This is a genomic window from Streptomyces sp. NPDC104831, assembly GCF_055583025.1.
This window is the reverse complement of sequence record NZ_JBVJOT010000026.1, coordinates 69,946-93,427: the sequence shown is the minus strand read 5'-3', so window position 1 is coordinate 93,427 and position 23,482 is coordinate 69,946. Positions and strand designations below refer to the sequence as shown.

21 protein-coding genes, 1 pseudogene and 2 riboswitches are annotated in these 23,482 nt (G+C 72.1%); of the genes and pseudogenes, 12 read left to right on the top strand and 10 right to left on the bottom strand.

From position 1 onward, the window contains the following. Positions 1-378 precede the first annotated feature (378 nt). Complete coding sequence (locus tag ACZ63H_RS19455; RefSeq protein ID WP_469866564.1) at positions 379-1,032, bottom strand: GNAT family N-acetyltransferase; 654 nt, start codon at positions 1,030-1,032, stop codon at positions 379-381. A 53-nt stretch (positions 1,033-1,085) separates the two neighbouring features. Here ACZ63H_RS19455 and ACZ63H_RS19450 point away from each other — a divergent pair, with 53 nt between their 5' ends. Continuing rightward, positions 1,086-1,997, top strand: a complete 912-nt coding sequence (locus tag ACZ63H_RS19450; protein WP_469866562.1) for a MerR family transcriptional regulator — start codon at positions 1,086-1,088, stop codon at positions 1,995-1,997. A 59-nt stretch (positions 1,998-2,056) separates the two neighbouring features. Next, complete coding sequence (locus ACZ63H_RS19445) at positions 2,057-2,269, top strand: EF-hand domain-containing protein (RefSeq protein WP_467941458.1); 213 nt, start codon at positions 2,057-2,059, stop codon at positions 2,267-2,269. 60 nt (positions 2,270-2,329) lie between these two features. Here the strand turns inward: ACZ63H_RS19445 and ACZ63H_RS19440 are convergent, their stop codons facing one another. Together ACZ63H_RS19440 and ACZ63H_RS19435 are read right to left on the bottom strand one after the other, a co-directional pair. After that, complete coding sequence (locus tag ACZ63H_RS19440; RefSeq protein WP_469866560.1) at positions 2,330-3,115, bottom strand: ABC transporter ATP-binding protein; 786 nt, start codon at positions 3,113-3,115, stop codon at positions 2,330-2,332. After that, complete coding sequence (locus ACZ63H_RS19435; protein ID WP_469866558.1) at positions 3,112-4,797, bottom strand: 2-isopropylmalate synthase; 1,686 nt, start codon at positions 4,795-4,797, stop codon at positions 3,112-3,114. The genes ACZ63H_RS19440 and ACZ63H_RS19435 overlap by 4 nt, the downstream gene beginning before the upstream one ends. 206 nt (positions 4,798-5,003) lie before the next feature. On the opposite strand from ACZ63H_RS19435, the gene ACZ63H_RS19430 reads away from it, so the two are divergent. Both ACZ63H_RS19430 and ACZ63H_RS19425 read left to right on the top strand, forming a co-directional pair. Further along, complete coding sequence (locus tag ACZ63H_RS19430; protein ID WP_469866556.1) at positions 5,004-5,717, top strand: FadR/GntR family transcriptional regulator; 714 nt, start codon at positions 5,004-5,006, stop codon at positions 5,715-5,717. A gap of 201 nt (positions 5,718-5,918) precedes the next feature. Next, positions 5,919-6,581, top strand: coding sequence for an NADPH-dependent F420 reductase (locus ACZ63H_RS19425; RefSeq protein WP_469866554.1), 663 nt, complete (start codon positions 5,919-5,921; stop codon positions 6,579-6,581). Between the two features lie 19 nt (positions 6,582-6,600). On the opposite strand, the gene ACZ63H_RS19420 is transcribed toward ACZ63H_RS19425, so the two are convergent. From ACZ63H_RS19420 to gcvT, 7 genes are all read right to left on the bottom strand, one after another. Continuing rightward, entirely contained in the window at positions 6,601-7,155 is a 555-nt protein-coding gene (locus ACZ63H_RS19420) for a glycoside hydrolase family 25 protein (RefSeq protein WP_469866552.1), read from the bottom strand. A 287-nt stretch (positions 7,156-7,442) separates the two neighbouring features. Beyond that, entirely contained in the window at positions 7,443-8,600 is a 1,158-nt protein-coding gene (locus ACZ63H_RS19415) for a WD40 repeat domain-containing protein (RefSeq protein ID WP_469866550.1), read from the bottom strand. Next, a complete protein-coding gene (locus ACZ63H_RS19410) occupies positions 8,587-8,994 on the bottom strand; it encodes a hypothetical protein (RefSeq protein WP_189756669.1) in 408 nt (135 codons plus the stop codon). Before ACZ63H_RS19410 ends, ACZ63H_RS19415 begins: the two co-directional genes overlap by 14 nt. Positions 8,995-9,064: 70 nt before the next feature. Further along, positions 9,065-10,432 carry an L-serine ammonia-lyase gene (locus ACZ63H_RS19405; RefSeq protein ID WP_469866548.1) on the bottom strand — a complete coding sequence of 456 codons (1,368 nt, stop codon included), beginning with the start codon at positions 10,430-10,432 and terminating at the stop codon, positions 9,065-9,067. A gap of 103 nt (positions 10,433-10,535) precedes the next feature. Next, positions 10,536-11,801: a serine hydroxymethyltransferase gene (glyA, locus tag ACZ63H_RS19400; protein WP_469866546.1), complete on the bottom strand. Its 1,266-nt coding sequence runs from the start codon at positions 11,799-11,801 to the stop codon at positions 10,536-10,538. Between the two features lie 14 nt (positions 11,802-11,815). Further along, positions 11,816-12,193: a glycine cleavage system protein GcvH gene (gene gcvH / locus ACZ63H_RS19395; RefSeq protein ID WP_467941418.1), complete on the bottom strand. Its 378-nt coding sequence runs from the start codon at positions 12,191-12,193 to the stop codon at positions 11,816-11,818. Positions 12,194-12,328: 135 nt separating this feature from the next. After that, complete coding sequence (gene gcvT, locus ACZ63H_RS19390) at positions 12,329-13,447, bottom strand: glycine cleavage system aminomethyltransferase GcvT (RefSeq protein ID WP_469866544.1); 1,119 nt, start codon at positions 13,445-13,447, stop codon at positions 12,329-12,331. A 43-nt stretch (positions 13,448-13,490) separates the two neighbouring features. Further along, positions 13,491-13,604: riboswitch (glycine riboswitch) on the bottom strand. Then, a riboswitch (glycine riboswitch) is annotated at positions 13,605-13,709 on the bottom strand. A gap of 178 nt (positions 13,710-13,887) precedes the next feature. Between gcvT and ACZ63H_RS19385 the strand changes: the two genes are divergently transcribed. From ACZ63H_RS19385 to ACZ63H_RS19350, 8 genes and pseudogenes are all read left to right on the top strand, one after another. Next, positions 13,888-14,556: an AAA family ATPase gene (locus ACZ63H_RS19385; RefSeq protein WP_469866542.1), complete on the top strand. Its 669-nt coding sequence runs from the start codon at positions 13,888-13,890 to the stop codon at positions 14,554-14,556. A 66-nt stretch (positions 14,557-14,622) separates the two neighbouring features. Then, a complete protein-coding gene (locus ACZ63H_RS19380) occupies positions 14,623-15,414 on the top strand; it encodes an enhanced serine sensitivity protein SseB (protein ID WP_469866540.1) in 792 nt (263 codons plus the stop codon). A gap of 171 nt (positions 15,415-15,585) precedes the next feature. Next, positions 15,586-16,374: an enhanced serine sensitivity protein SseB C-terminal domain-containing protein gene (locus tag ACZ63H_RS19375; RefSeq protein ID WP_469866597.1), complete on the top strand. Its 789-nt coding sequence runs from the start codon at positions 15,586-15,588 to the stop codon at positions 16,372-16,374. Positions 16,375-16,724: 350 nt separating this feature from the next. Next, entirely contained in the window at positions 16,725-17,723 is a 999-nt protein-coding gene (locus ACZ63H_RS19370) for an ABC transporter permease (RefSeq protein WP_467941412.1), read from the top strand. Between the two features lie 55 nt (positions 17,724-17,778). Further along, the gene (locus tag ACZ63H_RS19365; RefSeq protein WP_469866538.1) at positions 17,779-19,530 is read left to right on the top strand and encodes an ABC transporter substrate-binding protein; all 1,752 of its coding nucleotides are present in this window, start codon (positions 17,779-17,781) and stop codon (positions 19,528-19,530) included. 72 nt (positions 19,531-19,602) lie between these two features. After that, positions 19,603-20,610: an ABC transporter permease gene (locus ACZ63H_RS19360; protein WP_469866536.1), complete on the top strand. Its 1,008-nt coding sequence runs from the start codon at positions 19,603-19,605 to the stop codon at positions 20,608-20,610. After that, positions 20,607-21,698 carry an ABC transporter ATP-binding protein gene (locus ACZ63H_RS19355; RefSeq protein ID WP_469866534.1) on the top strand — a complete coding sequence of 364 codons (1,092 nt, stop codon included), beginning with the start codon at positions 20,607-20,609 and terminating at the stop codon, positions 21,696-21,698. The genes ACZ63H_RS19360 and ACZ63H_RS19355 overlap by 4 nt, the downstream gene beginning before the upstream one ends. After that, positions 21,695-23,050, top strand: a pseudogene (locus ACZ63H_RS19350) (ABC transporter ATP-binding protein); the annotation flags it as partial. The gene ACZ63H_RS19355 and the pseudogene ACZ63H_RS19350, both read left to right, overlap by 4 nt. Between the last annotated feature and the right edge of the window lie 432 nt (positions 23,051-23,482).

The following is a 23,482-nucleotide window of genomic DNA, read 5'->3' as shown; positions in this document are numbered from 1 at the left end:
TGCTGCCTTCCGGCCGTACCGCCTTCGGGTCGCGCCGCCTCTCGGCTGTGCCGTCCCGGCCGTGCCGCCTTTCCGGCTGTGCCGTCCCGGCCGTGCCGCCTTTCCGGCTGTGCCGTCCTGGCTGTGCTGCCTTCCGGCCGTACCGCCTTCGGGTCGCGCCGCCTCTCGGCTGTGCCGTCCCGGCCGTGCCGCCTTTCCGGCTGTGCCGTCCCGGCCGTGCCACCTTTCCGGCTGTGCCGTCCTGGCCGTGCCGCCTTTCCGGCTGTGCCGTCCTGGCCGTGCCGCCTTCCCGGCTGTGCCGTCCCGGCCGTGCCGCCTTCCGGCCGTGCCGCCTCCCGGCGCGCCGCTACCGGCCGTGCCGCCTTGCCGGCCGTCCCGCTACCGGCCCGGCCCCGTCGGTGTCTTCCGCCGGAGCAGCAGCTCCGCGCCCACCGGCCGGTACCCGGCCGCATGGAACGCCCGCAGGCTGCGGGCGTTCCCCGGTGCGACCTGCGCCCACAGCGGCTCCCCGGCCAGCTGCCGGGCGGCGGTCACCAGCAGCCGCCCGAGCCCCCGGTGCCGGGCGCCGGCGTCCACCTCGACCGACACCTCCAGCCGCCCGGCGACCCCCCGCCCCATCACCAGCACCCCGCCGTCGGCGGTCCAGGCCCGCACCTCGTCCCGGCCCCGGCGGGCGTAGGCGATCCGCGGGTGCCCGGGATCCTCGACCTCCCGCAGCGCGCACGCCGGCGCGCCCGGCAGCGGTTCGCCCACCAGCAGCGCGTCGACCGTCTCGGCCGTGCGCCCGGTCCGGTCCAGCAGGGCCGTCAGGAAGCGCGGGTTGAGCGACGCGGCGAGCGGATCGCAGTCCGCCGCGCGCAGCGCCTCCTCCACCCATCCGGGGTCCTCGTCGGTGAACACCACCGTGTGCGCGGTGAAGGACAGCACACCGGCGTCCCGGGGCGAGGGCTGCGCCACGACCGTCGTCCCCCCGTCGGCCGGCGGGAAGACGCCCGCCGCCGCCGCGTCGAGAATGTCCCGCAAGGTCTCCAAGGCCCACGCCCCCTCTTGAGTCTCCACCCACTGGAAGGCCCAGACTCCCAGCCATGAACGACGACGGCACCAGGCTGTTCACCATCGGCGACCTGGCCCGGGCCACCGGCCTCGGCGTGCGCACCATCCGCTACTGGTCCGACGAGGGTGTGCTCGCCCCAGTCGCCCGCTCGGCCGGCGGATACCGACTCTACGACGCCGCGAGCGCCGCCCGGCTGGAGCTGGTCCGCACCCTGCGCGAACTCGGGCTGGGCCTGGACGAGATCCGCACGGTGCTGGCCGGCGAGCGGACCGTGGCCCAGGTCGCGGCCACGCACGTGGCGGCGCTGGACGCGCGGATCCGGTCGCTGCGGGTGACCCGCGCGGTGCTGTCGACCGTCGCCCGAAGGGGCGCCGAGGCGAAGGAGACGACACTCGTGAACAAGCTCGCGCGGCTGTCCGCCGCCGAACGACAGCGGATCATGGAGGAGTTCGTGGCGGAGACGCTGCACGGACTGGACACCGTGGACCCCGACGTCCAGGAGCGGATCCGGCGCACCGCCGTCCACCTGGCGGAGGACCCCACGCCCGAGGAGGTGGACGCCTGGGTGGAGCTGGCGGAAATGCTCCAGGACCCGGGGTTCCGGGCGCAGATGCGCCGGGCCGTCGAGTTCAACGCGGCCGACCGGCGGCCCGGTGAGCCGCGCGGGCGGACCCTGTGGTTCGCCAAGCGGCTCGTGGAGCTGGCGGCCCCCGCCCGTGAGCGCGGCATCGATCCGACCGACCCCGCCGCGGAGGAGGTGCTGGAGGAGCTGTTCGGCGACGCCGACCGGGCCGACGCGCTGGAGCGCATGACGGCGGGCTTCGACGAGCGCGTGGCCCGCTACCGGGAACTGCTCGCCGTGGTGAACCGGCAGCCCGCCCCACCGCACGCCGAGGACTTCGCCTGGGTGGTCGCCGCACTCCGCGCTCGTGCGGGCCGTTAATCTGACCAGCGTCAGTACGCCAGTACGGCATGAGAAACACGAGTAAAAGGGGCGGATCGGTGGCGGACATCGAGGAAGCACGCAAGCAGTTCCAGCGGATCGACGCGGACGGTGACGGATTCATCACCGCCGCGGAGTTCAAGTCCGCCCTGGCGCAGCAGGGTGACTGGAACGTCACCGACACGGTCGCGGAGGCCATCATCAAGTCCCGCGACCTCAACGGCGACAAGGTCCTGTCGTTCGACGAGTTCTGGTCCTACCTGAACAAGTGACCCCATGACGGCAGGGGGTGCCCCGCCCCGGGCGGACCGGGCACCCCCTTCGTCACACGGTCACGCGCGCCGGATCCGCACGCTCCAGCGGCCCTCGTGCCGCTGGAGCGCCAGCGGGAGCCCGAAGCACGCGCCGACCCGGTCTCCGGTGAGCACCGAGTCGACCGGACCCGAGGCCAGCACCCGGCCCGCGCGCAGCAGCACGGCGTGCGTGGTGCCCGTCGGCAACTCCTCCAGATGGTGCGTGACCAGCACCGTCGCCAGCTCCGGACGCTCCGCCCGCACCTTCTCGAGCGCTTCGAGGAGCCGCTCCCGGCCGGGCAGGTCCAGGCCGGTCGCCGGCTCGTCCAGGAGCAGCAGCCGCGGCTCGGGCATCAGCGCCCGCGCGATCAGCGTCCGGCCGCGCTGCCCCTGCGACAGCGTCGGCCACCGGGCGTCCCGCAGCGCGCCCAGCCCCAGCGTGTCCAGCAGCGCCTCGGCCCGCTCCAGCTGCTCCGGGGTGGGCCGCCACCGGGGGACCGGCTCGACGGAGTTCGTCGCCCCGGTCAGCACCACGTCCCGCACCCGCAGCGGCGAGGCCAGCGGATGGCGCGGGTCGACATGACCGATCAGGGCCCGCAGCTGACGCAGGTCCACCCGGCCCAGCCGGTGCCCGAGCACCTCCACCGTGCCCCGGGTCGGGTGCACCACCGCGCCGAGCAGCCCGAGCAGCGTGGACTTGCCCGCTCCGTTCGCGCCGAGCAGCGCCCAGTGCTCACCGGGCCGCACGGTCAGCGACACCTCCTGGAGCAGGGGCCGCCCGTCCCGGACGACATGGACGTCCTCGGCGCGCAGTACCTCCCTCACCGCACCGCCCGGTTCACCGCGGACAGCACCGCCCGCACCCCGGCCGACGGGCCCGTGCCCGCGCCCCAGGCCGTGACCCCGGCGACCCGGCACTTGGCGAAGGACGCCGTCGCGTCCTGGGCGAAGTCCAGGATCTCCACCGTGAGCCCGGCGCCGGCCAGCGCGTCGGCGAAGGCCGTCGCCACACCGGCGCCCGTGCCCTCGTGGTCGCCGACGCGGTCGCCGGCCTCCAGGGTGCAGACGAAGCGGTGGACGCCGGGCGCCTCCTCGTGCGCGGACCAGGCGTGCAGCCGTACCGCGCCCTCGGTCAGATAGGCCGCCCGGAACAGCTCGTACAGCTCCTTGGGCGTGGCCTCCCGGCCGCTGTCGTCCGTCGCCTCCTGCACGATCCGCGCGAACTCCGGCCGCATGTCCGGCGGCAGGTCGATCCCCGCGTGCCGGTTCAGCAGGTACGCCACTCCGCCCTTGCCGGACTGGGAGTTGACGCGGATCACCGCCTCGTAGGACCGCCCGAGGTCGGCCGGGTCGACCGGCAGGTACGGCACCTCCCACGGCGCCTCCCGCTCGCTCAGCCCCGCCTCGGCCGCCCGCCGGGCGTGGTGGGCCAGCCCCTTGCTGATCGCGTCCTGGTGGGTGCCGGAGAACGCGGTGTGGACCAGCTCGCCGGCGTACGGGTGCCGGGGGTGCACGGGCAGCCGGTTGCAGTGCTCCACCGTCTCCCGTACGGCGTCGATGTCGCCGAGGTCCACCATCGGGTCGACGCCCTGGGCGTAGAGGTTGAGGGCGAGGGTCACCAGGTCCACGTTGCCGGTGCGCTCGCCGTTGCCGAAGAGGCAGCCCTCCACCCGCTGCGCCCCGGCCAGCATGGCGAGTTCGGCGCAGGCCACGCCCGTGCCGCGGTCGTTGTGCGGGTGGACGGAGAGGATGACGGACCGCCGCCGGGACAGGTTGCGGTGGATGTACTCGATCTGGTCGGCGTAGACGTTCGGGGTGGAGATCTCCACCGTGGCCGGCAGATTGTGGATCACCGGCCGGTCGGGGCTCGCGTCCCACAGCCGGGTGAGTCCGTCGCACAGTTCCAGCACGAAGTCGGGTTCGGTGAGGTTGAAGGTCTCGGGGGAGAACTGGAAGCGGACACCGGGCGCGTCACCGGCGCGCCGCGCCATGTGCCCGGCCGCCTCCCGCACGGTCCGCCACACCTCGGCCCGGCTCCGCCCGAGCACCACGTCCCGCCACACCGGCGAGGTCGCGATGTACAGGTGGACGACGGCCCGGGGCAGCCCGGCGATCGCGTCGAAGGTCCGGTCGATCAGGTCGGCGCGGGCGGGCGTGAACACCACGGGCGTCACGTCGTCCGGCACGGCGCCGTCGCGCACGAGGTGGCGGACGAAGTCGAAGTCCGTGCGGCTCGCGGAGGGATAGCCGACCTCGATCTCCTTGAAGCCGGTCGCCACCAGCAGATCGAAGAAGCGGCGCTTGCGGGGCGTGTCCATCGGCTCGGCGAGCGCCTGGTTGCCGTCGCGCAGGTCGACGGGGACCCACAGCGGGGCGCGCTCGACGCGGGCGGAGGGCCAGCGGCGGTCGTCGGCCGGGACGCGCACGCGGTCCTGGTAGGGGCGGTAGCGGTGGTACGGCATGCGGCTGGGCCGCTGCGGGTTCCAGACGGGTGGGGCGGTGGTCATCGTCGGCTGTGGCCTTCGGCTCGGTCGGACGGTGACCGGCAGCACGGAGCCCCGCGGCGGGGCGCCGGTCGCGTCAGACCCCGCCGCGGCAGCCGAGAAGAAGCAGACCGCGGATCATGCGGGGTACGCTAGCGACTCCTCCGCTCCTCAGACAAGTGAGAATCGTCGGGCAAGCCCCGTACTCCCCGGACAAGTTGGTGACGTCGATGCCGCTCGGTGCCCTCCGCCCCAGCCCGCTGGTCGAACAGGCCGCGCAGCGCCTGCGCGAACAGATCGCGGCCGGACACTGGCCGGTCGGCGGCAAGCTGCCCGGCGAGACCACGCTGGCCAGGGAGCTGGGGGTGGGCCGCTCCACGGTCCGCGAGGCCCTGCGCGCCCTCGCCGGCGCCGGCCTGGTCCGGCCCCGGCACGGCGCCGGGGTCTTCGTCACCGCCACCGAGCCCGTCGCCGACTGGCCCGCCCGGCTGCGCCGGGCCGCGGTCACCGACGTCTACGAGGTCCGCATGGGCGTCGAGGTCCAGGCCGCCCGGCTCGCCGCCCGGCGCCGCACCCCCGAGGACATCGCGGCACTGCGGGCCGTGCTGGAGGGCCGCCGCAGGGCCGTCACCGCCGATGACGCGGCCTTCGTGGAGGCCGACATCGCCCTGCACGCGGCCGTGGTCGACGCCGCCCACAACCCGGTGCTGACCGACCTGTTCACCGAGTTCGTCCCCGTCCTGCGCGAGGGCCTGATCGGCCTCCTGGACCTCACCCGCCTGCGCGAAGCCGATCCCGGGACCGGGGACCACACCCACACGGGACTGATCGAGGCCGTCGTCGCCGGCGACCCGGAGACGGCGGCGACCACCCTGCACGCCGAGCTGGAGTCGACCCTGGGGCTGCTGCGGGCGGGGAGCGAGGGGACGGCGCCGGCGCCCTGACGACCGCCGGGGCCGCCCACCGGCTCATCCCGCCGCGGCCGCCCTGCGGTGCCGGCCCGGAGGCACTCCGAACTCGCGTTTGAACGCCTTGGCGAAGGCGACCCCACCCGTTCGGCGCGGGACCGGAATAGGCCGACGGTCCGCGGGGTTGACCCGGGCGGCAGAAGCATGCACACGCATGAATTATCCGGAAGGTCGGCCATGAAGATCGGCATCATCGGTGCGGGAAACATCGGCGGCAACCTCACCCGGCGGCTCACCGCCCTCGGCCACGACGTCTCCGTCGCCAACTCGCGCGGCCCCGAGACCCTGAAGGACCTGGCGGCGGAGACCGGCGCCACCCCGGTGCGCGCCGAGGAGGCGGCCGAGGGCGCCGAGGTCGTCGTCGTCACCGTGCCGCTCAAGGCGGTCCCGGACCTCCCCGCCGGCCTGCTGGACGGGGCGGCCGAGGGGGCCGCGGTGATCGACACCAACAACTACTACCCCAAGCAGCGCGACGGCCGGATCGACGCCATCGAGGACGACGGCCTGACCGAGAGCCGCTGGGTCGAGCGGCACCTCGGCCACCCCGTGATCAAGGCGTTCAACGGCACCTACGCCCAGGACATCCTCGACCGCCCGCTGCCCGCCGGCCACCCCGACCGGATGGCGCTCCCCGTCGCCGGGGACGACGAGGCCGCCAAGGCGAGGGTGCGCGCCCTGATCGACGAACTCGGCTTCGACACGGTCGACGCCGGCGGCATCGACGACTCCTGGCGCCAGCAGCCCGACACCCCGGTCTACGGCCTGCGGGCCGGCGCGGACGCGGTACGGGCGGCCCTGTCGGAGGCGTCCGCGCAGCGCCCGGCGGACTTCCGGTACTGAGAAGCCCGCCGCCCGGCCCTCAGGGCGTGGCCCAGTCGCGCAGGTCGTCCTTCTCCGCGAAACGGGCCACGTTCTTGTCGTGGGGCTCGCTGGTGTACTGGTGGAACCGCCACTTGGCCTTGACGCGGGGCTTGCCCGCGGTGACGTAGTCGGCGATCCACAGCCCGTCCCCGGCGTAGGACGTGGTGTCGATGTTCAGCCAGAAGTGGCGGTTGCAGTAGAGCACGACCCGGTTGTCCGGCCGCAGCTCCTTGAGCCTGCGGATGAAGCGGTCCTTCTCCGCGTTGCTCGCGTGCGTCCCCTCGCCGGTGTTCTCCCAGTCGACGGCGAGGACGTCGCCGGGCCGGTCCGGGGTGTGGCGCAGGAAGTAATCGGCCTGGGCGCTCAGATGGCCCGGCCACAGGAAGTGGTAGAAGCCGACGACCAGGCCCGCGTCGCGCCCGCGCTTGGTCTGGGCCGCGAGTCTGGGGTTGACGTACGAACGGCCCTCCGTCGCCTTGATGAAGACGAAGGAGAGGCCGTCCGTGGCGTAGGAGGAGGACTGGAAGGCGCTGACGTCGATGCCATGGAGCATGCAGGGGTTGTGCCCTGTGCGTCCGTGGCCGGAACCTTCGGCCCGGAGCCGGAACGTGGCGTGCCGGACCCGTCCGGCCCCGTGCCCGCCTTGTCGTTGGAGCCCACCTTCATCTCCACCTTGACGACGGCCGGCGGACGGCCGGGGCGGAGTCGGTTCCAGAGGGCCATGTCGTCCAGGTGGCCCGGACAGCTGCCGAGGTCCTGGTTACGGCTCTTGCCGTACAGCTCGCTCGGCGTCCTGGCGGCCTCGCGGTCGTTGTCGTCGCCCGGCGCGGGGCGGATCGATCACCGCGCGGCAGTCCCTGGGGGAACAGCGGCCGGCGGGCCGGACGAACGCCACCACAGACTCGCCGTCCCGTCGGCGCCCACGGTGGCCACCAGCCGGGCGTCCGGGCTGAAGGCGAGCGCGGTGACACGCTCGGCCGCGTCACCGAACGGGCCGCCCAGCGGGCGCGGCCTGGCCCGGTCGGTGACGTCCCACAGCCGCACGGTCCGCGCCGCGTCCACGGTGGCCAGCAGCCGCGCGTCGGGACTGAAGGCGAGCGCGGTCGTCCGCTCCCCGGCACCGCCGAAGGAGGGACCCGCGGCCTCGGGGCGCCGGGGATCCGACACGTCCCACAACCGCACCGACCCCTCGGCGCCGGCGACGGCGAGGGTGTGGCCGTCGGAGGAGAACTGGGCGGCGGCGACCGCCTGGTGGAACCGGCTGAGGGTGGTCAGCGGCCGCGGCCGTCCCCGGTCGAGGCGCAGTTCGGCCAGCCGGGGCGAGCCGGTCGTGCCCGAGTCGGCGAAGAGGACCCGGTCCCGGCCCGCCGCCACGGCCTTCACCTCCATCGGGGCGCCGTCCACGGACCACCGGGTCGCCCCGGAGCCGACGGCGAGCGCGCGTACGTCCGGCCCCCCGGCCGCCACCAGCGTGCGGCCGTCCGGACTCGTCGCCACGGCCGTCACCCGGCGCACGCCCCCGCGGACGGGGACCCGCTCCGGGTGCCCGGGATCCGCCAGGTCCCAGGTGCTGGCCGCGGACCGGGTGACCGTCACCAGCAGCCGGCCGTCCGGGGTGAACGCCAGCGCCTCGGCCCGGCCGCGCGGACCGAGCCGTCCCGCGGCGGTCAGCCGCCAGTGTTCCGGGGCGGGCGCCCGGATCTGTTCCGGCTCCACCTCGTGCCAGGGACCGGGCAGCACCTCCTGCACCGCCGCGGCCGTCAGGCACGTGAGGACGACCAGCCAGGTGGTCAGCAGCCCCGGCAGCCGCCGCCCCCGGGCCGCCGGCCCGTATCGCGCCCGCGCCCGCGCGGGAGCCGCGGCGGGCGGCACCGGGCGCGCCCCCAGGGCAGCGCTCAGCCGGGTGCCGGGGCGCGCGTGCGCCGCCGGCGGCGGGTCGGCAGGGCGGACGGCCAGCGCCAGCACCAGACGGCCGAGCGCGCTGTCAGCTCGCAGCACTGGACCCCCTCGGCTGCGACAGCGCCTCTTCCGCGTCCGCGCCGGCCTGCCGGGCGGTGGGCAGCGGGGGCTCGGGCTGCTGACCCGCGCCCGCGCCGGTGATCGGGATCGCCTGGAAGAACTTCGCGACGACCAGCGGGGTGGTCACCCCCACGGCGAACGCGGCGGTCGCGTTCGGCAGCTGACCGGAATTGCCCAGCGCGGCGGTGAGCCCGAACCCGGCGAACAGCCGCAGCCCGATGGCCACCAGCATCACCGGCCGGTCGGCGCGGGTGCGCCAGGGCCAGCGCCAGCGGCTGCGCGGACCCGTCGGACGCATCAGCGCCGAGAGGTTGAGCGCCTCGGCCACACTGCTGCCGAGCAGCCCCCACAGCGCGGGGTACAGGTCGATCACGCCACCGATGGTAGCCCTCGGTGAGGTGAAAAAAGCTATTTGTGACGGTGATGTCGGAAATCGTACCGGTTCAGCACTCGATGATGTTCACGGCCAGGCCGCCCCGGGCCGTCTCCTTGTACTTCACGCTCATGTCCGCGCCGGTGTCCTTCATGGTCTTGATGACCTTGTCGAGGGACACCTTGTGGGAGCCGTCGCCGCGCATCGCCATCTTCGCGGCCGTGACCGCCTTCACCGCGGCCATGCCGTTGCGCTCGATGCACGGGATCTGCACCAGGCCGCCGACCGGGTCGCAGGTCAGGCCGAGGTTGTGCTCCATGCCGATCTCGGCCGCGTTCTCCACCTGCTCGGGGGAGCCGCCGAGCACCTCGGCGAGCGCGCCCGCGGCCATGGAGCAGGCGGAGCCCACCTCGCCCTGGCAGCCGACCTCGGCGCCGGAGATGGAGGCGTTCTCCTTGAACAGCATGCCGATCGCGCCGGCGGCGAGGAGGAAGCGGACCACGCCGTCCTCGTCCGCGCCCGGCACGAAGTTGATGTAGTAGTGCAGGACCGCCGGGATGATGCCGGCCGCGCCGTTCGTGGGGGCGGTCACCACCCGGCCGCCGGCCGCGTTCTCCTCGTTGACCGCCATGGCGTAGAGCGTGATCCACTCCATGGCGTGCGCCAGCGGGTCGCCCTCGGCGCGCAGCTGGCGGGCCGAGACCGCCGCGCGGCGGCGCACCTTCAGCCCGCCGGGCAGGATGCCCTCCCGGGACATGCCCCGCCCCACGCACTCGCGCATCACCCGCCAGATCTCCAGCAGTCCGGCGCGGATCTCGTCCTCGGTGCGCCAGGCCCGCTCGTTCTCCAGCATCAGGGAGGAGATCGACAGGCCGGTCTCCTTCGTCAGGCGCAGCAGCTCGTCGCCCGTGCGGAACGGGTACTTCAGGACCGTGTCGTCCAGCACGATCCGGTCCGCGCCCACCGCGTCCTCGTCCACCACGAAGCCGCCGCCGACCGAGTAGTACGTCTTCGTCAGCACTTCGGCGCCCGTGGCGTCGTACGCCCACAGGGTCATGCCGTTCGCGTGGTAGGGCAGGGCCTTGCGGCGGTGCAGGACCAGGTCGTCGTCGTAGGAGAAGGGGATCTCGTGCTCGCCGAGCAGCGCGATGCGGTTCGCCTGCCGGATCCCCTCCACCCGCTCGTCGGCCGTCTCCACGTCCACCGTGCGCGGCGAGGCGCCCTCCAGGCCGAGCAGCACCGCCTTCGGGGTGCCGTGGCCGTGGCCGGTCGCGCCGAGCGAGCCGTACAGCTCGCAGCGCAGGGAGGCGACGGAGCCGAGCAGGTCCTCGTTGCGCAGCCGGCGGGCGAACATGCGCGCCGCGCGCATCGGACCGACCGTGTGGGAGCTGGACGGGCCGATGCCGATCGAGAACAGGTCGAAGACCGAGATGGCCACGGAGGACTCCTCAAGACGGGGTGGTGCAAAAAGGGCGGTACAGGGGCGCGGGCACCGCACACGCCGGTACTACCAGTGTGCGCGGTGCCCCGCGAAAGGTGACTTACTTGTTCAGACCCGGGTACAGCGGGTGCTTGTCGGCGAGCGCCTTGACGCGGGCCTTGAGCGCCTCGGCGTCGTAGGACGGCTTCAGCGTCTCGGCGATCACGTCGGCGACCTCGGCGAAGTCCTCGGCCGTGAAGCCGCGGGTGGCCAGCGCCGGGGTGCCGATGCGCAGCCCCGAGGTGACCATCGGCGGGCGCGGGTCGTTCGGGACGGCGTTGCGGTTGACCGTGATGCCGACCTCGTGCAGCCGGTCCTCGGCCTGCTGCCCGTCCAGCTCGCTCGCGCGCAGGTCCACCAGGATCAGGTGCACGTCCGTGCCGCCGGACAGCACGTTCACCCCGGCCTCGCGCGCGTCGGCGGCGGTCAGCCGCTCGGCGAGGATGCGGGCGCCCTCCACCGTGCGGCGCTGGCGCTCCTTGAAGTCCTCGCCCGCCGCGACCTTGAAGGACACGGCCTTGGCCGCGATCACGTGCTCCAGCGGACCGCCCTGGAAGCCCGGGAAGACGGAGGAGTTCAGCTTCTTCGCGAAGTCCTTCTTCGCGAGGATGATGCCGCCGCGCGGGCCGCCGAGCGTCTTGTGGGTCGTGGAGGTGACCACGTCGGCGTACTCCACCGGGTTCGGGTGCAGCCCCGCGGCGACCAGGCCGGCGAAGTGCGCCATGTCGACCCACAGGTACGCGCCGGTCTCGTCGGCGATCCGGCGGAACTCCGCGAAGTCCAGCTGCCGGGGGTACGCCGACCAGCCCGCGATGATCACCTTGGGGCGGTGCTCCTTGGCGAGCTTCTCCACCTCGGCCATGTCGACCAGGCCGGTCTCGGCGTCCACGTGGTAGGCGACCACGTCGAACTGCTTGCCGGAGAAGTTCAGCCGCATGCCGTGGGTCAGGTGGCCGCCGTGCGCCAGGTCCAGGCCGAGGATGGTGTCCCCGGGCTGGGCCAGCGCGAACAGGGCCGCCTGGTTCGCGGAGGCGCCGGAGTGGGGCTGCACGTTGGCGTACTCGGCGCCGAACAGCTCCTTGACCCGGTCGATGGCGATCTGCTCGGCCACGTCGACGTGCTCGCAGCCGCCGTAGTAGCGGCGGCCCGGGTAGCCCTCGGCGTACTTGTTGGTGAGGACCGAGCCCTGCGCCTCCATGACCGCGAGCGGCGCGAAGTTCTCGGAGGCGATCATCTCCAGCGTCGACTGCTGGCGGTTCAGCTCGGCGTCGACCGCGGCGGCGATCTCCGGGTCCAGCTCGTGCAGGGGCGTGTTCAGGACAGTCATGGGGCTACGACTCCTCAGCCGGCGGTGAAGGCGGTGTACTCGTCCGCGGAGAGCAGCTCGGCCGGCTCCTCCGTGACGCGGACCTTGAACAGCCAGCCGCCCTCGAAGGGGGCCGAGTTCACCAGCGACGGGTCGTTGACGACGTCCTCGTTCACCTCGGTGACCTCACCGGTGACCGGCGAGTACAGGTCGGAGACCGACTTCGTCGACTCCAGCTCGCCGCAGGACTCGCCCGCGGACACCGTGGAGCCGACCTCGGGGAGGTCCACGAAGACGACATCGCCGAGCGCGTTGGCCGCGTGCTCCGTGATGCCGACCGTCGAGACGCCGCCCTCGGCGTCCGACAGCCACTCGTGCTCCTTGCTGTAGCGCAGCTGCTGGGGGTTGCTCATGGCCTGAATTCTCCTGTACGCGCGGGAGTGATGGTGACGGGGGGACTGGGGAAACCGCTGGTGAGCGGGTGAATGTGCGCAGGGTCACGCGTCGCCGCACGGCCTTGGCCGGACGGGCGCGAGCGTGCCCGGCGGCTACTTCTGGCGCTTGTAGAACGGCAGGGCCACGACCTCGTACGGCTCGTGGGTGCCCCGGATGTCGACGCCGACGCCCGGGGTGCCCGGCGCCGCGTGCGCCGCGTCGACGTAGGCCATGGCGATCGGCTTGCCCAGGGTGGGGGAGGGGGCGCCGGAGGTGACCTCGCCGATCACCTCGCCGCCCGCGACCACGGCGTACCCGGCGCGCGGCACCCGGCGGCCCTCGGCGACCAGCCCGACCAGGACCCGGGGCGGGTTCTGCCCGGCCCGGTCGGCGGCCTCGGCCAGTGCCTCGCGGCCCACGAAGTCGCCCTCCTTGTCGAACTTGACCACGCGGCCCAGCCCGGCGTCGAAGGGGGTCAGGGAGGTGGTCAGCTCGTGCCCGTACAGCGGCATGCCCGCCTCCAGGCGCAGCGTGTCCCGGCAGGACAGCCCGCACGGGACCAGGCCGACGCCCTCGCCGGCCTCGGTCAGCGCCTGCCACAGCCCGACGGCGTGCTCCGGCTTCACGAACAGCTCGAAGCCGTCCTCGCCGGTGTACCCCGTACGGGCGATCAGCGCCGGGACGCCGGCGACCGTGCCGGGCAGGCCGGCGTAGTACTTCAGGCCGTCCAGGTCGGCGTCGGTCAGGGACTTCAGGATGCCGGGGGACTCGGGGCCCTGCACCGCGATCAGCGCGTAGGCGTCCCGGTCGTCGCGGACCTCGGCGGCGAACCCGGCCGCGCGCTCGGTGAGCGCGTCCAGCACCACCTGGGCATTGGAGGCGTTGGCCACGACCATGTACTCGGTCTCCGCCAGCCGGTAGACGATCAGGTCGTCCAGGATGCCGCCGTCGGCCCGGCAGATCATGGTGTAGCGGGCGCGGCCCACGCCGACGGAGGCGATGTTGCCGACCAGGGCGTGGTTCAGGAAGGCGGCGGCCTCGGCGCCGGTCACGGTGATCTCGCCCATGTGGGAGAGGTCGAACAGGCCGGCCCGGGTGCGCACGGCGGTGTGCTCGTCGCGCTCGGAGCCGTAGCGCAGGGGCATGTCCCAGCCGGCGAAGTCGGTCATCGTGGCGCCCAGCGAGCGGTGCACGGCGTCGAGCGCGGTATGGCGGAGTTCGGTACTGCTCATCGGTCGGTCGTCTCCCAGGGCACAAGGACGGGGCGAGGAACGTTCCTCCCCATCTGTCATCGGAACCTGAGAGGTTCGCCGCCACCGCCACGGGGACGATCACGGCTTGCACCTTGGGTGGGACCGCCGTCGCCGGCGGCCCGCTTTTCAGATGTGCCTCGCCCGCGCGGTAACGGGGCCTGAGAGATTCAAGGGAGGGACTTGCTCCTTCGGCGCCCCAGGCGGCCCCGAGGGGGCCCGGGGACTCTCCCGCGCGGATTCAAACGGCCGGTATGCAGTTGGCGGCCTCATCATTGCACGCCACACCCCGGCCATCCAGAGTGCGCCGCTTGTGACCGACCTGTGGCCGTAAGCGCACGTACCGCCGACGGTTGCCCATTACCTTTCCTTTACACAGAACGGGCATGGGATTGACCGAGCCCCTGGGGAGGACGATCACGGTGAACAGGACATCGGCCTACGCCGCCCACACCGGTCTGGCAGTCCCGAAACCGCCCGCCGCGGCGGCCCGGGAACGCGGTGCGGAGCGCCCCGCGCCGGTCGTCCGCGACCTGCGCGACCGGGCCGGCCGCAGCCCGCACGCCCTGCTCTTCGGGCCCCGCGACCTGGTGGTGGTCACCGGCCTGCCGGGCAGCGGCAAGTCCACCCTGATGCACCGCGCGGTCACCGGCCGCCGCGTCGACTCCCAGGACATGCGCGACCGCTTCCAGGCCCGCCTCCCCGGCTTCCTGCCGTACGCGCTCTACCGCCCCCTGGTCCGCCTCGCGCACTACGCCGGGCTACGCCGGGCGCTGCGCACCGGCGAGGGGCTGGTCGTGCACGACTGCGGCACCCAGCCGTGGGTGCGCGCCTGGCTGGCCCGCGCGGCCCGGCGCCGGGGCGGCACCCTGCACCTGCTGCTGCTCGACGTGGACCCCGAGACCGCCCGCCGGGGCCAGCGCGAGCGCGGCCGGGGCGTCTCCCGCTACGCCTTCCGCCGCCACCGCCGCGCCACGGCCCGGCTGCTGCGCGCGGTGGAGGAGGGGGACCTGCCCGCCGGATGCGGCGCGGCCGTGCTGCTGGACCGGGACGCGGCGGACGTCCTCGCCCGCGTCGGCTTCACTCGGTGAGGGGCTGTCAGTGCCACCCGCTAGCCTTCATGGTCACAGCAGTGGTTCCCAGCAGGCGGTAGGCACATGGACTTCCCGGCGGACATTCCCGCGGACTTCCCGGCACCGGCGCACCCGCACCCGCACGGCGGTTGGCCCGGCAACGAGCTGGAGGAGGTGTTGTCGGCCTCCCTCGGCATCCCCGCGGCGGGCGGCCGGATCGTCGAGGTCGTCGGCCGCAGCCTCCTGTGGATCCCGCTGCCGGGCGGCGGGGGCCCGGACAGCGGCCCGCTGGACCTGCCCACGATGGACATCGGCGGCCAGGCCTTCGTCCCGGTGTTCAGCTCCGAGGAACAGCTCCGCCAGGTGGCCGGCTCGCACATGGCGTTCACCATCGCCCCGGCGGTGGAGTTCGCCCGCGGCCTGCCCCCGCACGTGGGCATCGTCGTCAACCCCGAGGGCGTGGTCGGCATACCGCTGCCGCCCGAGGCGGTGGCCGAGCTGTGCCGGGTGGGCCGCACCCCGCTCGACGGCCCGGGCACCGGCGGCCGGGTCCGTCTCTTCGAGCCGGACTGGCAGGACGACCCGGTCGACTTCCTCGCCGCCGCCTCCGCCGAGTTCACCGGGACCGGCGTGGTCCTCACCGCCCGCCGCTGCCTGGCCGCCGTCGAGACGGCCGACCCGGCGCTGTTCGTCGGCGTCGAACTCTCCCGGTGGGAAGGCGACCTGCGCGCCCTCCCCCTCCAGGCCCTCGGCAGGGCCCTGGCCGCGGTCCCGGTGCGGTGGGCGGTCAACCTGGTCCTCCTGGACGTGACGGACGACCCGGTCGCGACCTGGCTGAAGGCGAACGTCCGTCCGTTCTACACATACGCCCACTGAAACGCGCCCTTCAGGGGCGCGGGGAACCGCGCGAGAACCAACACGCACCCGCACACGCGTACGGACGCCAAGGCCCCGGGCCGGCAGGCGCATAAGCTGTGCTCACACGCCGGGTCAAAAAAAGAAGGGGCACACCAGGTGAGCGCGAGCCACAGCGGCAGCGTCGAGCACATGCTGCGCCAGGTCACGCCCGGACGCTACGACGCCTACGAGGCATTGCTGCGCGCCCTCGCCACCCCCTCCTCCGGCCAGATCTTCATGCTCCTGTGGCACGGCCAGGCCGGCGCCCCGGACGCCCAGTACGGGAACATGGAGGTGGACGGCTTCCACTACGCCCCCGGCGTGACCTCCGCTCAGGAACTGTCGGCCAGCGGCTGGAACCGTTCCTACGAGGTGGCCGACGGCCTGGACGTGGCCCGCACCCTCTACCCCGACCACTACGGCCTCTGGCTCAATCCGCACGCCCCGGGCGGCGGCGTCGGCATCCCCTGGCTGGACCTGCGCCGCATCGCCACCGGTCTGGACCGCCAGCCGGCCGGTCCGCTGCGCCTGTCCGAGCCCGGCATCGAGATCCCGCAGTTCTACGCCCTGCTCGCGCAGAACGCCCACCGCACCCCCGCGCTGCGCTCACTGCGCCGCGCCTGGGTGCAGCCCGCGCTGGGGGCGCCGTACCTCGCCATCGGCCTGGACGTGTACGACACCTCGCCCGCCGCGGTCGACTCGGTGCGGGCCATGATGCAGCAGTCCATCGGCGCGGTCCCGGAGGGCCTGCCGGTCTCGACGGTCGCCATGACCGACGCCCACGATCCGGTGGTGATGTGGATGCGGGCCAACGCGCGCCCCTTCTACGACCGCGAGGCACACGCCCCGGTGCCGCCGCAGTCCCCGCTCCAGGTGCCGGCCCCGCCGCAGACCCCGGCCGGCGGGTACGGCTATCCGCCCGCGCCGGGCGGCTACTGACCAACCGCGCCCGGAGACGGTCTTGTTGACGCACACGCAGAATCCATCGGCCCGGGACGCTTCTGCGCGCGTAGACATCGGCCGAACCTCCCGAACCGCGTAGATTCGCCGTTCTGTCCCAACTGGCCCGCGTCCGGGGTCCGTTACCCACTGTTCGGATAACGGAATCCCCTGCACTGCATCACGGTTGCGCATACTTTCGCCGTCAGCTCTGGCGGGTGATCACAGCGACGCTGAAGACTCGCGACTCAGACGCGAGGCCGAGGGCCTCGTGATCGATGGCAAGTCGACAAAGCCGCAATCCGCGGCAGGCGCAGGCCGGTCACCACCGGCGAGAGGGGTCGCTCACCGTGACCGCACCGATCGAGACCACCGGGGCGGCAGCCGAGGCGCAGCCGGAGGCTGTGCTGGAGGGTGCCGGTAAGGGGCAGATCGAGGGTCGTTCCCTGGGCCAGATCGCCTGGACCCGGTTCAAGAAGGACAAGGCCGCCGTCGCCGGTGGCGTCATCGTGATCCTGCTGATCCTCCTCGCCGTCCTCTCCCGCCCCCTCCAGGCCCTGTTCGGCCTCGACCCCAACGCCTTCCACCAGGACCTGATCACCCCGGACACCTCGCTGCCCACGGGCAGTTGGGGCGGCATGAGCGCGGACCACCCGCTCGGCGTGGACCCGAAGTTCGGCCGGGACATCGCGACCCGCATCCTCGAAGGCTCCTGGGTGTCGCTGGTGGTCGCGTTCGGCGCCACCATCCTGTCCAACGTCATCGGCGCGATCATGGGCGTCATCGCGGGCTACTACGGCGGGCGGGTGGACTCGATCATCAGCCGGCTGATGGACACCTTCCTCGCCTTCCCCCTCCTGCTCTTCGCGATCGCCATCTCCGCCACCCTCCAGGGCGGCGCCTTCGGCCTCAACGGACTGCCGCTGCACCTGAGCGTGCTCATCTTCGTCATCGGCTTCTTCAACTGGCCCTATCTGGGCCGGATCGTGCGCGGCCAGACCCTCGCCCTGCGGGAGCGCGAGTTCGTCGACGCGGCCCGGGGCATGGGCGCCAAGGCCCCCTACATCCTCTTCCGCGAACTGATGCCGAACCTGGTCGGCCCGATCATCGTCTACTCGACGCTGCTGATCCCGACCAACATCATCTTCGAGGCGTCGCTGAGCTTCCTCGGCGTCGGCATCCAGCCCCCGCAGGCGTCCTGGGGCGGCATGCTCCGCGAGGCGGTCACCTACTACCAGGTCGACCCCCAGTACATGATCGTCCCGGGCCTCGCCATCTTCGTCACCGTGCTGGCGTTCAACCTGCTCGGCGACGGTCTCCGCGACGCTCTCGACCCGCGCAGCCGCTGACGCCTGCCGCGAGAGCCCGACAAGTTTTCAATCAATGGAGGGGAAAGCGCCCATCATGCGAAGGTCAGCGCTGGCCGCTATCGCGGCCATCGGCTCCGCCAGCCTGCTTCTTGCGGGTTGCAGCAAGGCCGATGACAACACCAACGAGAACGGCACCAAGTCGGCCGGGGCCAACGCCGCGACCAAGGGCGTCGTGAACGCGTCGGACAAGAAGGGTGGCACGGTCACCTACGAGATGTCCGACGTCCCGGACTCCTTCGACCCGGGCAACACGTACTACGCGTACATGTACAACCTCAGCCGGCTGTACGCCCGTCCGCTGATGACCTTCAAGCCCGGTGCCGGCGACGAGGGCAACACCCTGGTCCCGGACCTCGCGGCGAGCAAGGGCCAGCCGAGCGACGGCGGCAAGACCTGGACGTACAAGCTGCGCGCGGGCCTGAAGTACGAGGACGGCACGCCGATCACCTCGAAGGACGTCAAGTACGCCGTCGAGCGCTCCAACTTCGCGCGTGACGTGCTCTCCCTCGGCCCGAACTACTTCCAGCAGTTCATGGCCGACGGCGACAAGTACAAGGGCCCGTACAAGGACAAGAACCCCAAGGGCCTGTCCTCCATCGAGACCCCGGACGACACCACGATCGTCTTCCACCTGAAGCAGGCCTTCCAGGAGTTCGACTACCTGGTCGCCACGCCGCAGACGGCCCCGGTGCCGCAGTCGAAGGACACCGGCGTCGACTACGTCAAGCACGTCCTGTCCTCCGGCTCGTACAAGTTCCAGAGCTACGAGGACGGCAAGCAGGCCGTGTTCGTGCGCAACGAGAACTGGGACCCGAAGACCGACCCGCTGCGCAAGCAGCTGCCGGACAAGATCGTCGTCAAGATGAAGGTCAACCCGGAGACCATCGACCAGGACGTCTCGGCCGGCAACGCCATCGAGCTGGTCGGCACCGGTGTCCAGGCCTCCACCCAGGCCGAGATCCTCACCGACCCCGCCAAGAAGGCCAACACGGACAACACCTACGGTGGCCGTCTCGTCTACCTGGCGATCAACAGCAAGCTGAAGCCGTTCGACAAGCCCGAGTGCCGCAAGGCCGTGCAGTACGCCATCGACAAGGTCTCGGTGCAGACCGCCGAGGGCGGCCCGGTCCGCGGTGAGATCGCCTCCACCGTCCTGCCCCCGGACATCCCGGGCTACGCCAAGGCCGACGTCTACGCGACCAAGGACAGCAAGGGCGACGTCGCCAAGGCCAAGGACCAGCTGAAGGCCTGCGGCGAGACCTCGATCTCCACCAACATCACGGCCCGTTCGGACCGTCCGCAGGAGATCGACGCCGCCACGGCGATCATCAACTCGCTGAAGAAGGTCGGCATCAACGCCAGCCTCAAGCAGTACCCGTCCGGCAAGTACTTCACGGACTACGCGGGCGTGCCGAAGTTCACGCAGAAGCAGAACGTCGGCCTGATGATGATGCAGTGGGGTGCCGACTGGCCCTCCGGCTACGGCTTCCTGCAGCAGATCCTGAACGGCAAGGCGATCAGCCAGTCCGGCAGCACCAACCTGTCGCAGTACGACAACAAGGAAGTCAACGAGCTGCTGGGCAAGGCGATCGCCACCCAGGACACCGGCGAGCGCAACAGCCTCTACAGCCAGATCGACAAGAAGACCATGGACGACGCCGTCCTCGTCCCGCTGACCTACTTCAAGGTCCTGCTGGGCCGTCCGCAGAACTACACCAACCTGGTTTCCACGGCGGCCTTCAGCGGTCAGTACGACTACCTCAACATCGGCGTCGCGTCGAAGTAGCAGCCCCGGAAGGCAGGTGAAGGCATTGGTGCCCGTGGGCCCCCCGGCCCACGGGCACCAGCGCCGGCCCCCGTGATCTCGTACATCCTCCGCCGGACGTTCGCGGCAGTGATCCTGCTGCTGGTCGTCTCCGCGGTCACCTTCGCCATCTTCTTCCTGCTGCCGCGACTCGCCGGCCAGACGGCGGACCAGCTGGCACAGCAGTACATCGGCAAGAGCCCGTCGAAGGCGGACATCGCCGCGGTCAAGCACAACCTCGGTCTGGACCAGCCCGTCTACGTCCAGTACTGGCACTTCATCAAGGGGATCGTGGGCGGCGCCACGTACGACCTCGGCCCGACCACGGTGCACTGCGACGCGCCGTGCTTCGGCTACTCCTTCAAGAACCACCAGGCGGTCTGGCCGGAGCTGACCTCCCGCATCCCGATCACGGCCTCGCTGGCCGTGGGCGCCGCCGTCCTGTGGCTCCTGTCCGGAGTGGTGGTCGGCGTGATCTCCGCGCTGAAGCCGCGCTCGTTCTTCGACCGCGCCTTCATGGGCGTCGCGCTCGCCGGTGTCTCGCTGCCCATGTTCTTCACGGGCAAGCTGGCGCAGCTGCTCTTCACCGTCCAGATCCCGATCTTCGGGCGCACCTACGTCCCGTTCACGGAGAACCCGGCGCAGTGGGCCAACACCCTCTTCCTGGCCTGGTGTTCGCTGGCCCTGCTCTACTCCGCCATCTACGCCCGGCTGACCCGCTCGGGGATGCTGGAGACGATGAACGAGGACTTCATCCGCACGGCCCGGTCCAAGGGCCTGGTCGAGCGCCGGGTGGTGGTCAAGCACGGACTGCGCTCCGCGCTCACCCCGATCATCACCGTCTTCGGCATGGACATCGGCCTGCTGCTCGGCGGCGCCGTGATCACCGAGTCGGTGTTCTCGCTGCACGGCATCGGCGAGTACGCGGTGCAGGGCATCACCGACAACGACCTGCCCAAGATCCTCGGCGTGACCCTGCTCGCCGCCTTCTTCGTCGTGATCGCAAATCTTGTGGTGGACGTGCTCTACGCCGCCGCCGACCCGCGGGTGAGGCTCTCGTGACCGAACTCTCCAAGACCGGTGCCGCGGTGGGCGAGCCCGCCCCCGCCAAGGCCCCCGAAGCCTTCCTGGAGGTCCGCGACCTCAAGGTGCACTTCCCGACCGACGACGGCCTGGTCAAGTCCGTCGACGGGGTCAGCTTCTCGCTGGAGAAGGGCAAGACCCTCGCCATCGTGGGCGAGTCCGGCTCCGGCAAGTCGGTGACCTCGCTGGCCATCATGGGCCTGCACCGGCTCGGCGCGCGCGGCAAGAACGTGCGGATGTCCGGCGAGATCTGGCTGAACGGCAAGGAACTGATCTCCTCCTCCCCGGACGAGGTGCGCAGGCTGCGCGGCCGGGAGATGGCGATGATCTTCCAGGACCCGCTGTCCGCGATGCACCCCTACTACAAGGTCGGCGACCAGATCGTCGAGGCCTACCGGGTGCACCACGACGTCAGCAAGAAGGTCGCCCGCACCCGGGCCATCGAAATGCTCGACCGGGTCGGCATCCCCGAGCCCGCCAAGCGCGTCGACGGCTACCCGCACGAGTTCTCCGGCGGCATGCGCCAGCGCGCCATGATCGCCATGGCCCTGGTGAACAACCCCGAGCTGCTGATCGCGGACGAGCCGACCACCGCCCTCGACGTGACCGTCCAGGCGCAGATCCTCGACCTGATCCGGGACCTGCAGAAGGAGTTCGGCTCCGCGGTCGTCATGATCACCCACGACCTGGGTGTGGTCGCCGAGATCGCCGACGAGGTCCTGGTGATGTACGGCGGCCGGTGCGTGGAGCGCGGTCCGGCCGACGAGGTCTTCGAGCAGCCGCAGCACCCCTACACCTGGGGCCTGCTCGGCTCGATGCCCCGCATCGACCGCGAGACCTCCGAACGGCTCATCCCGGTCAAGGGCCAGCCGCCGAGCCTCATCAACGTCCCCCCGGGCTGCGCCTTCCACCCGCGCTGCCCGTACGCGGACATCCCCAAGGGGAACGTCACCCGCACGGTGCGCCCCGAGCTGGAGCAGGTGAGCACCGGGCACTGGTCCGCCTGTCACCTCCCCACCGAGGACCGCCAGCGGATCTGGACCGAAGAGATTGCGCCGAAGCTGTGAGTGAGACCAAGAAGACGGACGAGGCCGCGGTCCCCCGGCAGACACCGGCCTCCGAGGGCTCGGCGGAGCGCGAGGTGCTGCTCAGGGTCGAGGGCCTGACCAAGCACTTCCCGATCAAGAAGGGCATCCTCCAGCGCCAGGTCGGCGCCGTGAAGGCCGTCGACGGCCTCGACTTCGAGGTGCGCAAGGGCGAGACCCTGGGCGTGGTCGGCGAGTCGGGCTGCGGCAAGTCGACCATGGGCCGGGTCATCACCCGCCTCCAGGACCCGACCGGCGGCAGGATCACCTTCGAGGGCCAGGACATCACGCGGCTCAGCGCCGGGCAGATGCGCCCGCTGCGCCGCGACATCCAGATGATCTTCCAGGACCCGTACGGCTCCCTGAACCCCCGCCACACCATCGGCTCGATCGTCTCGGCGCCCTTCCGGCTCCAGGGCGTGGAGCCGGAGGGCGGGGTCAAGAAGGAGGTCCAGCGGCTCCTGTCCCTGGTCGGCCTCAGCCCCGAGCACTACAACCGCTACCCGCACGAGTTCTCCGGCGGCCAGCGCCAGCGCATCGGCATCGCCCGCGCGCTCGCCCTGAAGCCGAAGCTGGTGGTGGCGGACGAGCCGGTCTCCGCGCTGGACGTGTCGATCCAGGCGCAGGTCGTCAACCTCATGGACGACCTCCAGCAGGAGCTGGGCCTGACCTATGTGATCATCGCCCACGACCTGTCGGTGGTCCGGCACGTGTCGGACCGGATCGCGGTGATGTACCTCGGCAAGATCGTGGAGCTGGCCGACCGCACCTCGCTGTACGAGGCGCCGATGCACCCGTACACCAAGGCGCTGATGTCGGCGGTGCCGGTGCCGGACACCAAGCGCCGGGGGCGGAAGAACGAGCGCATCCTGCTGCGCGGCGACGTCCCGTCCCCGATCGCCCCGCCCTCCGGCTGCCGGTTCCACACCCGTTGCTGGAAGGCGACGGAGATCTGCCGGACGACCGAGCCCCAGCTGATCGAGCTGAAGCCGGGCCAGCGGGTGGCGTGCCACCACCCGGAGAACTTCGCCGACCAGGCCCCGCAGGACACCGTCCTGCTGTCGGCGGCGAAGGCGGCCTCGGAACTGGTCCCGGACGCGGTCGTCTCCGACGGCCCGGCCGAGAAGGAGCCGGCGCCCGAGAAGGCATCGGCGCCCGAGGCGAAGCCGGCGGGCGAGGAGAAGCCGGCCGACCCGAAGCCGGCCGAGAAGGCACCGGCCGCGAAGGCACCGGCGACCGATCCGAAGCCGGCGGCCGACAAGGAACCGGTGGCCGACAAGGAACCGGTGGCCGAGAAGGAACCGGTGGCCGACAAGGAACCGGTGGCCGACAAGGAACCGGTCGAGAAGGGCACCGCCTCCGAAGCGGCCCCCGAGGCGACCGCCTCCGAAGCCACCGCCTCCGAAGCCACCGCCTCCGAGGAAGCCCCCGGGGCGACCGCTTCCGAGACGGCCAAGGGCGCCGCGTCCGCCGAGGCCGTCGCCGAGGCCGCCGACACCGCGCCGGTGCCCGAGGCCGCCGAGGCCGCCGCGGCCACGGAGGCGTCCGGGGAGAAGACCGGCCCCGGCGCGAAGTCCACGCCGAGGACGACCGGCAAGACGATCCGGAGGACGGCGAAGAAGACGCCCGGCAAGCCCTCCACCGGGACCGGCTCCCAGGAGCCGTCCGGCGCGTAACGCATGACGACTGGGCAAAGTCATGCACATGCCTGAACGGGAGAGTGCAGAGTCGTCCGTGCCCGACCACTGATCGGCACGCTCGAAAGG

Bases quoted from the DNA above. Each gene is read 5' to 3' on its own strand.
- ACZ63H_RS19450 (WP_469866562.1), top strand. From the start codon at position 1,086: ATGAACGACGACGGCACCAGGCTGTTCACCATCGGCGACCTGGCCCGG.
- ACZ63H_RS19435 (WP_469866558.1), bottom strand. From the start codon at position 4,797: ATGACCACCGCCCCACCCGTCTGGAACCCGCAGCGGCCCAGCCGCATG.
- ACZ63H_RS19430 (WP_469866556.1), top strand. From the start codon at position 5,004: ATGCCGCTCGGTGCCCTCCGCCCCAGCCCGCTGGTCGAACAGGCCGCG.
- ACZ63H_RS19425 (WP_469866554.1), top strand. From the start codon at position 5,919: ATGAAGATCGGCATCATCGGTGCGGGAAACATCGGCGGCAACCTCACC.
- ACZ63H_RS19420 (WP_469866552.1), bottom strand. From the start codon at position 7,155: ATGCTCCATGGCATCGACGTCAGCGCCTTCCAGTCCTCCTCCTACGCC.
- glyA (WP_469866546.1), bottom strand. From the start codon at position 11,801: ATGACTGTCCTGAACACGCCCCTGCACGAGCTGGACCCGGAGATCGCC.
- gcvH (WP_467941418.1), bottom strand. From the start codon at position 12,193: ATGAGCAACCCCCAGCAGCTGCGCTACAGCAAGGAGCACGAGTGGCTG.
- gcvT (WP_469866544.1), bottom strand. From the start codon at position 13,447: ATGAGCAGTACCGAACTCCGCCATACCGCGCTCGACGCCGTGCACCGC.
- ACZ63H_RS19380 (WP_469866540.1), top strand. From the start codon at position 14,623: ATGGACTTCCCGGCGGACATTCCCGCGGACTTCCCGGCACCGGCGCAC.
- ACZ63H_RS19375 (WP_469866597.1), top strand. From the start codon at position 15,586: ATGCTGCGCCAGGTCACGCCCGGACGCTACGACGCCTACGAGGCATTG.
- ACZ63H_RS19365 (WP_469866538.1), top strand. From the start codon at position 17,779: ATGCGAAGGTCAGCGCTGGCCGCTATCGCGGCCATCGGCTCCGCCAGC.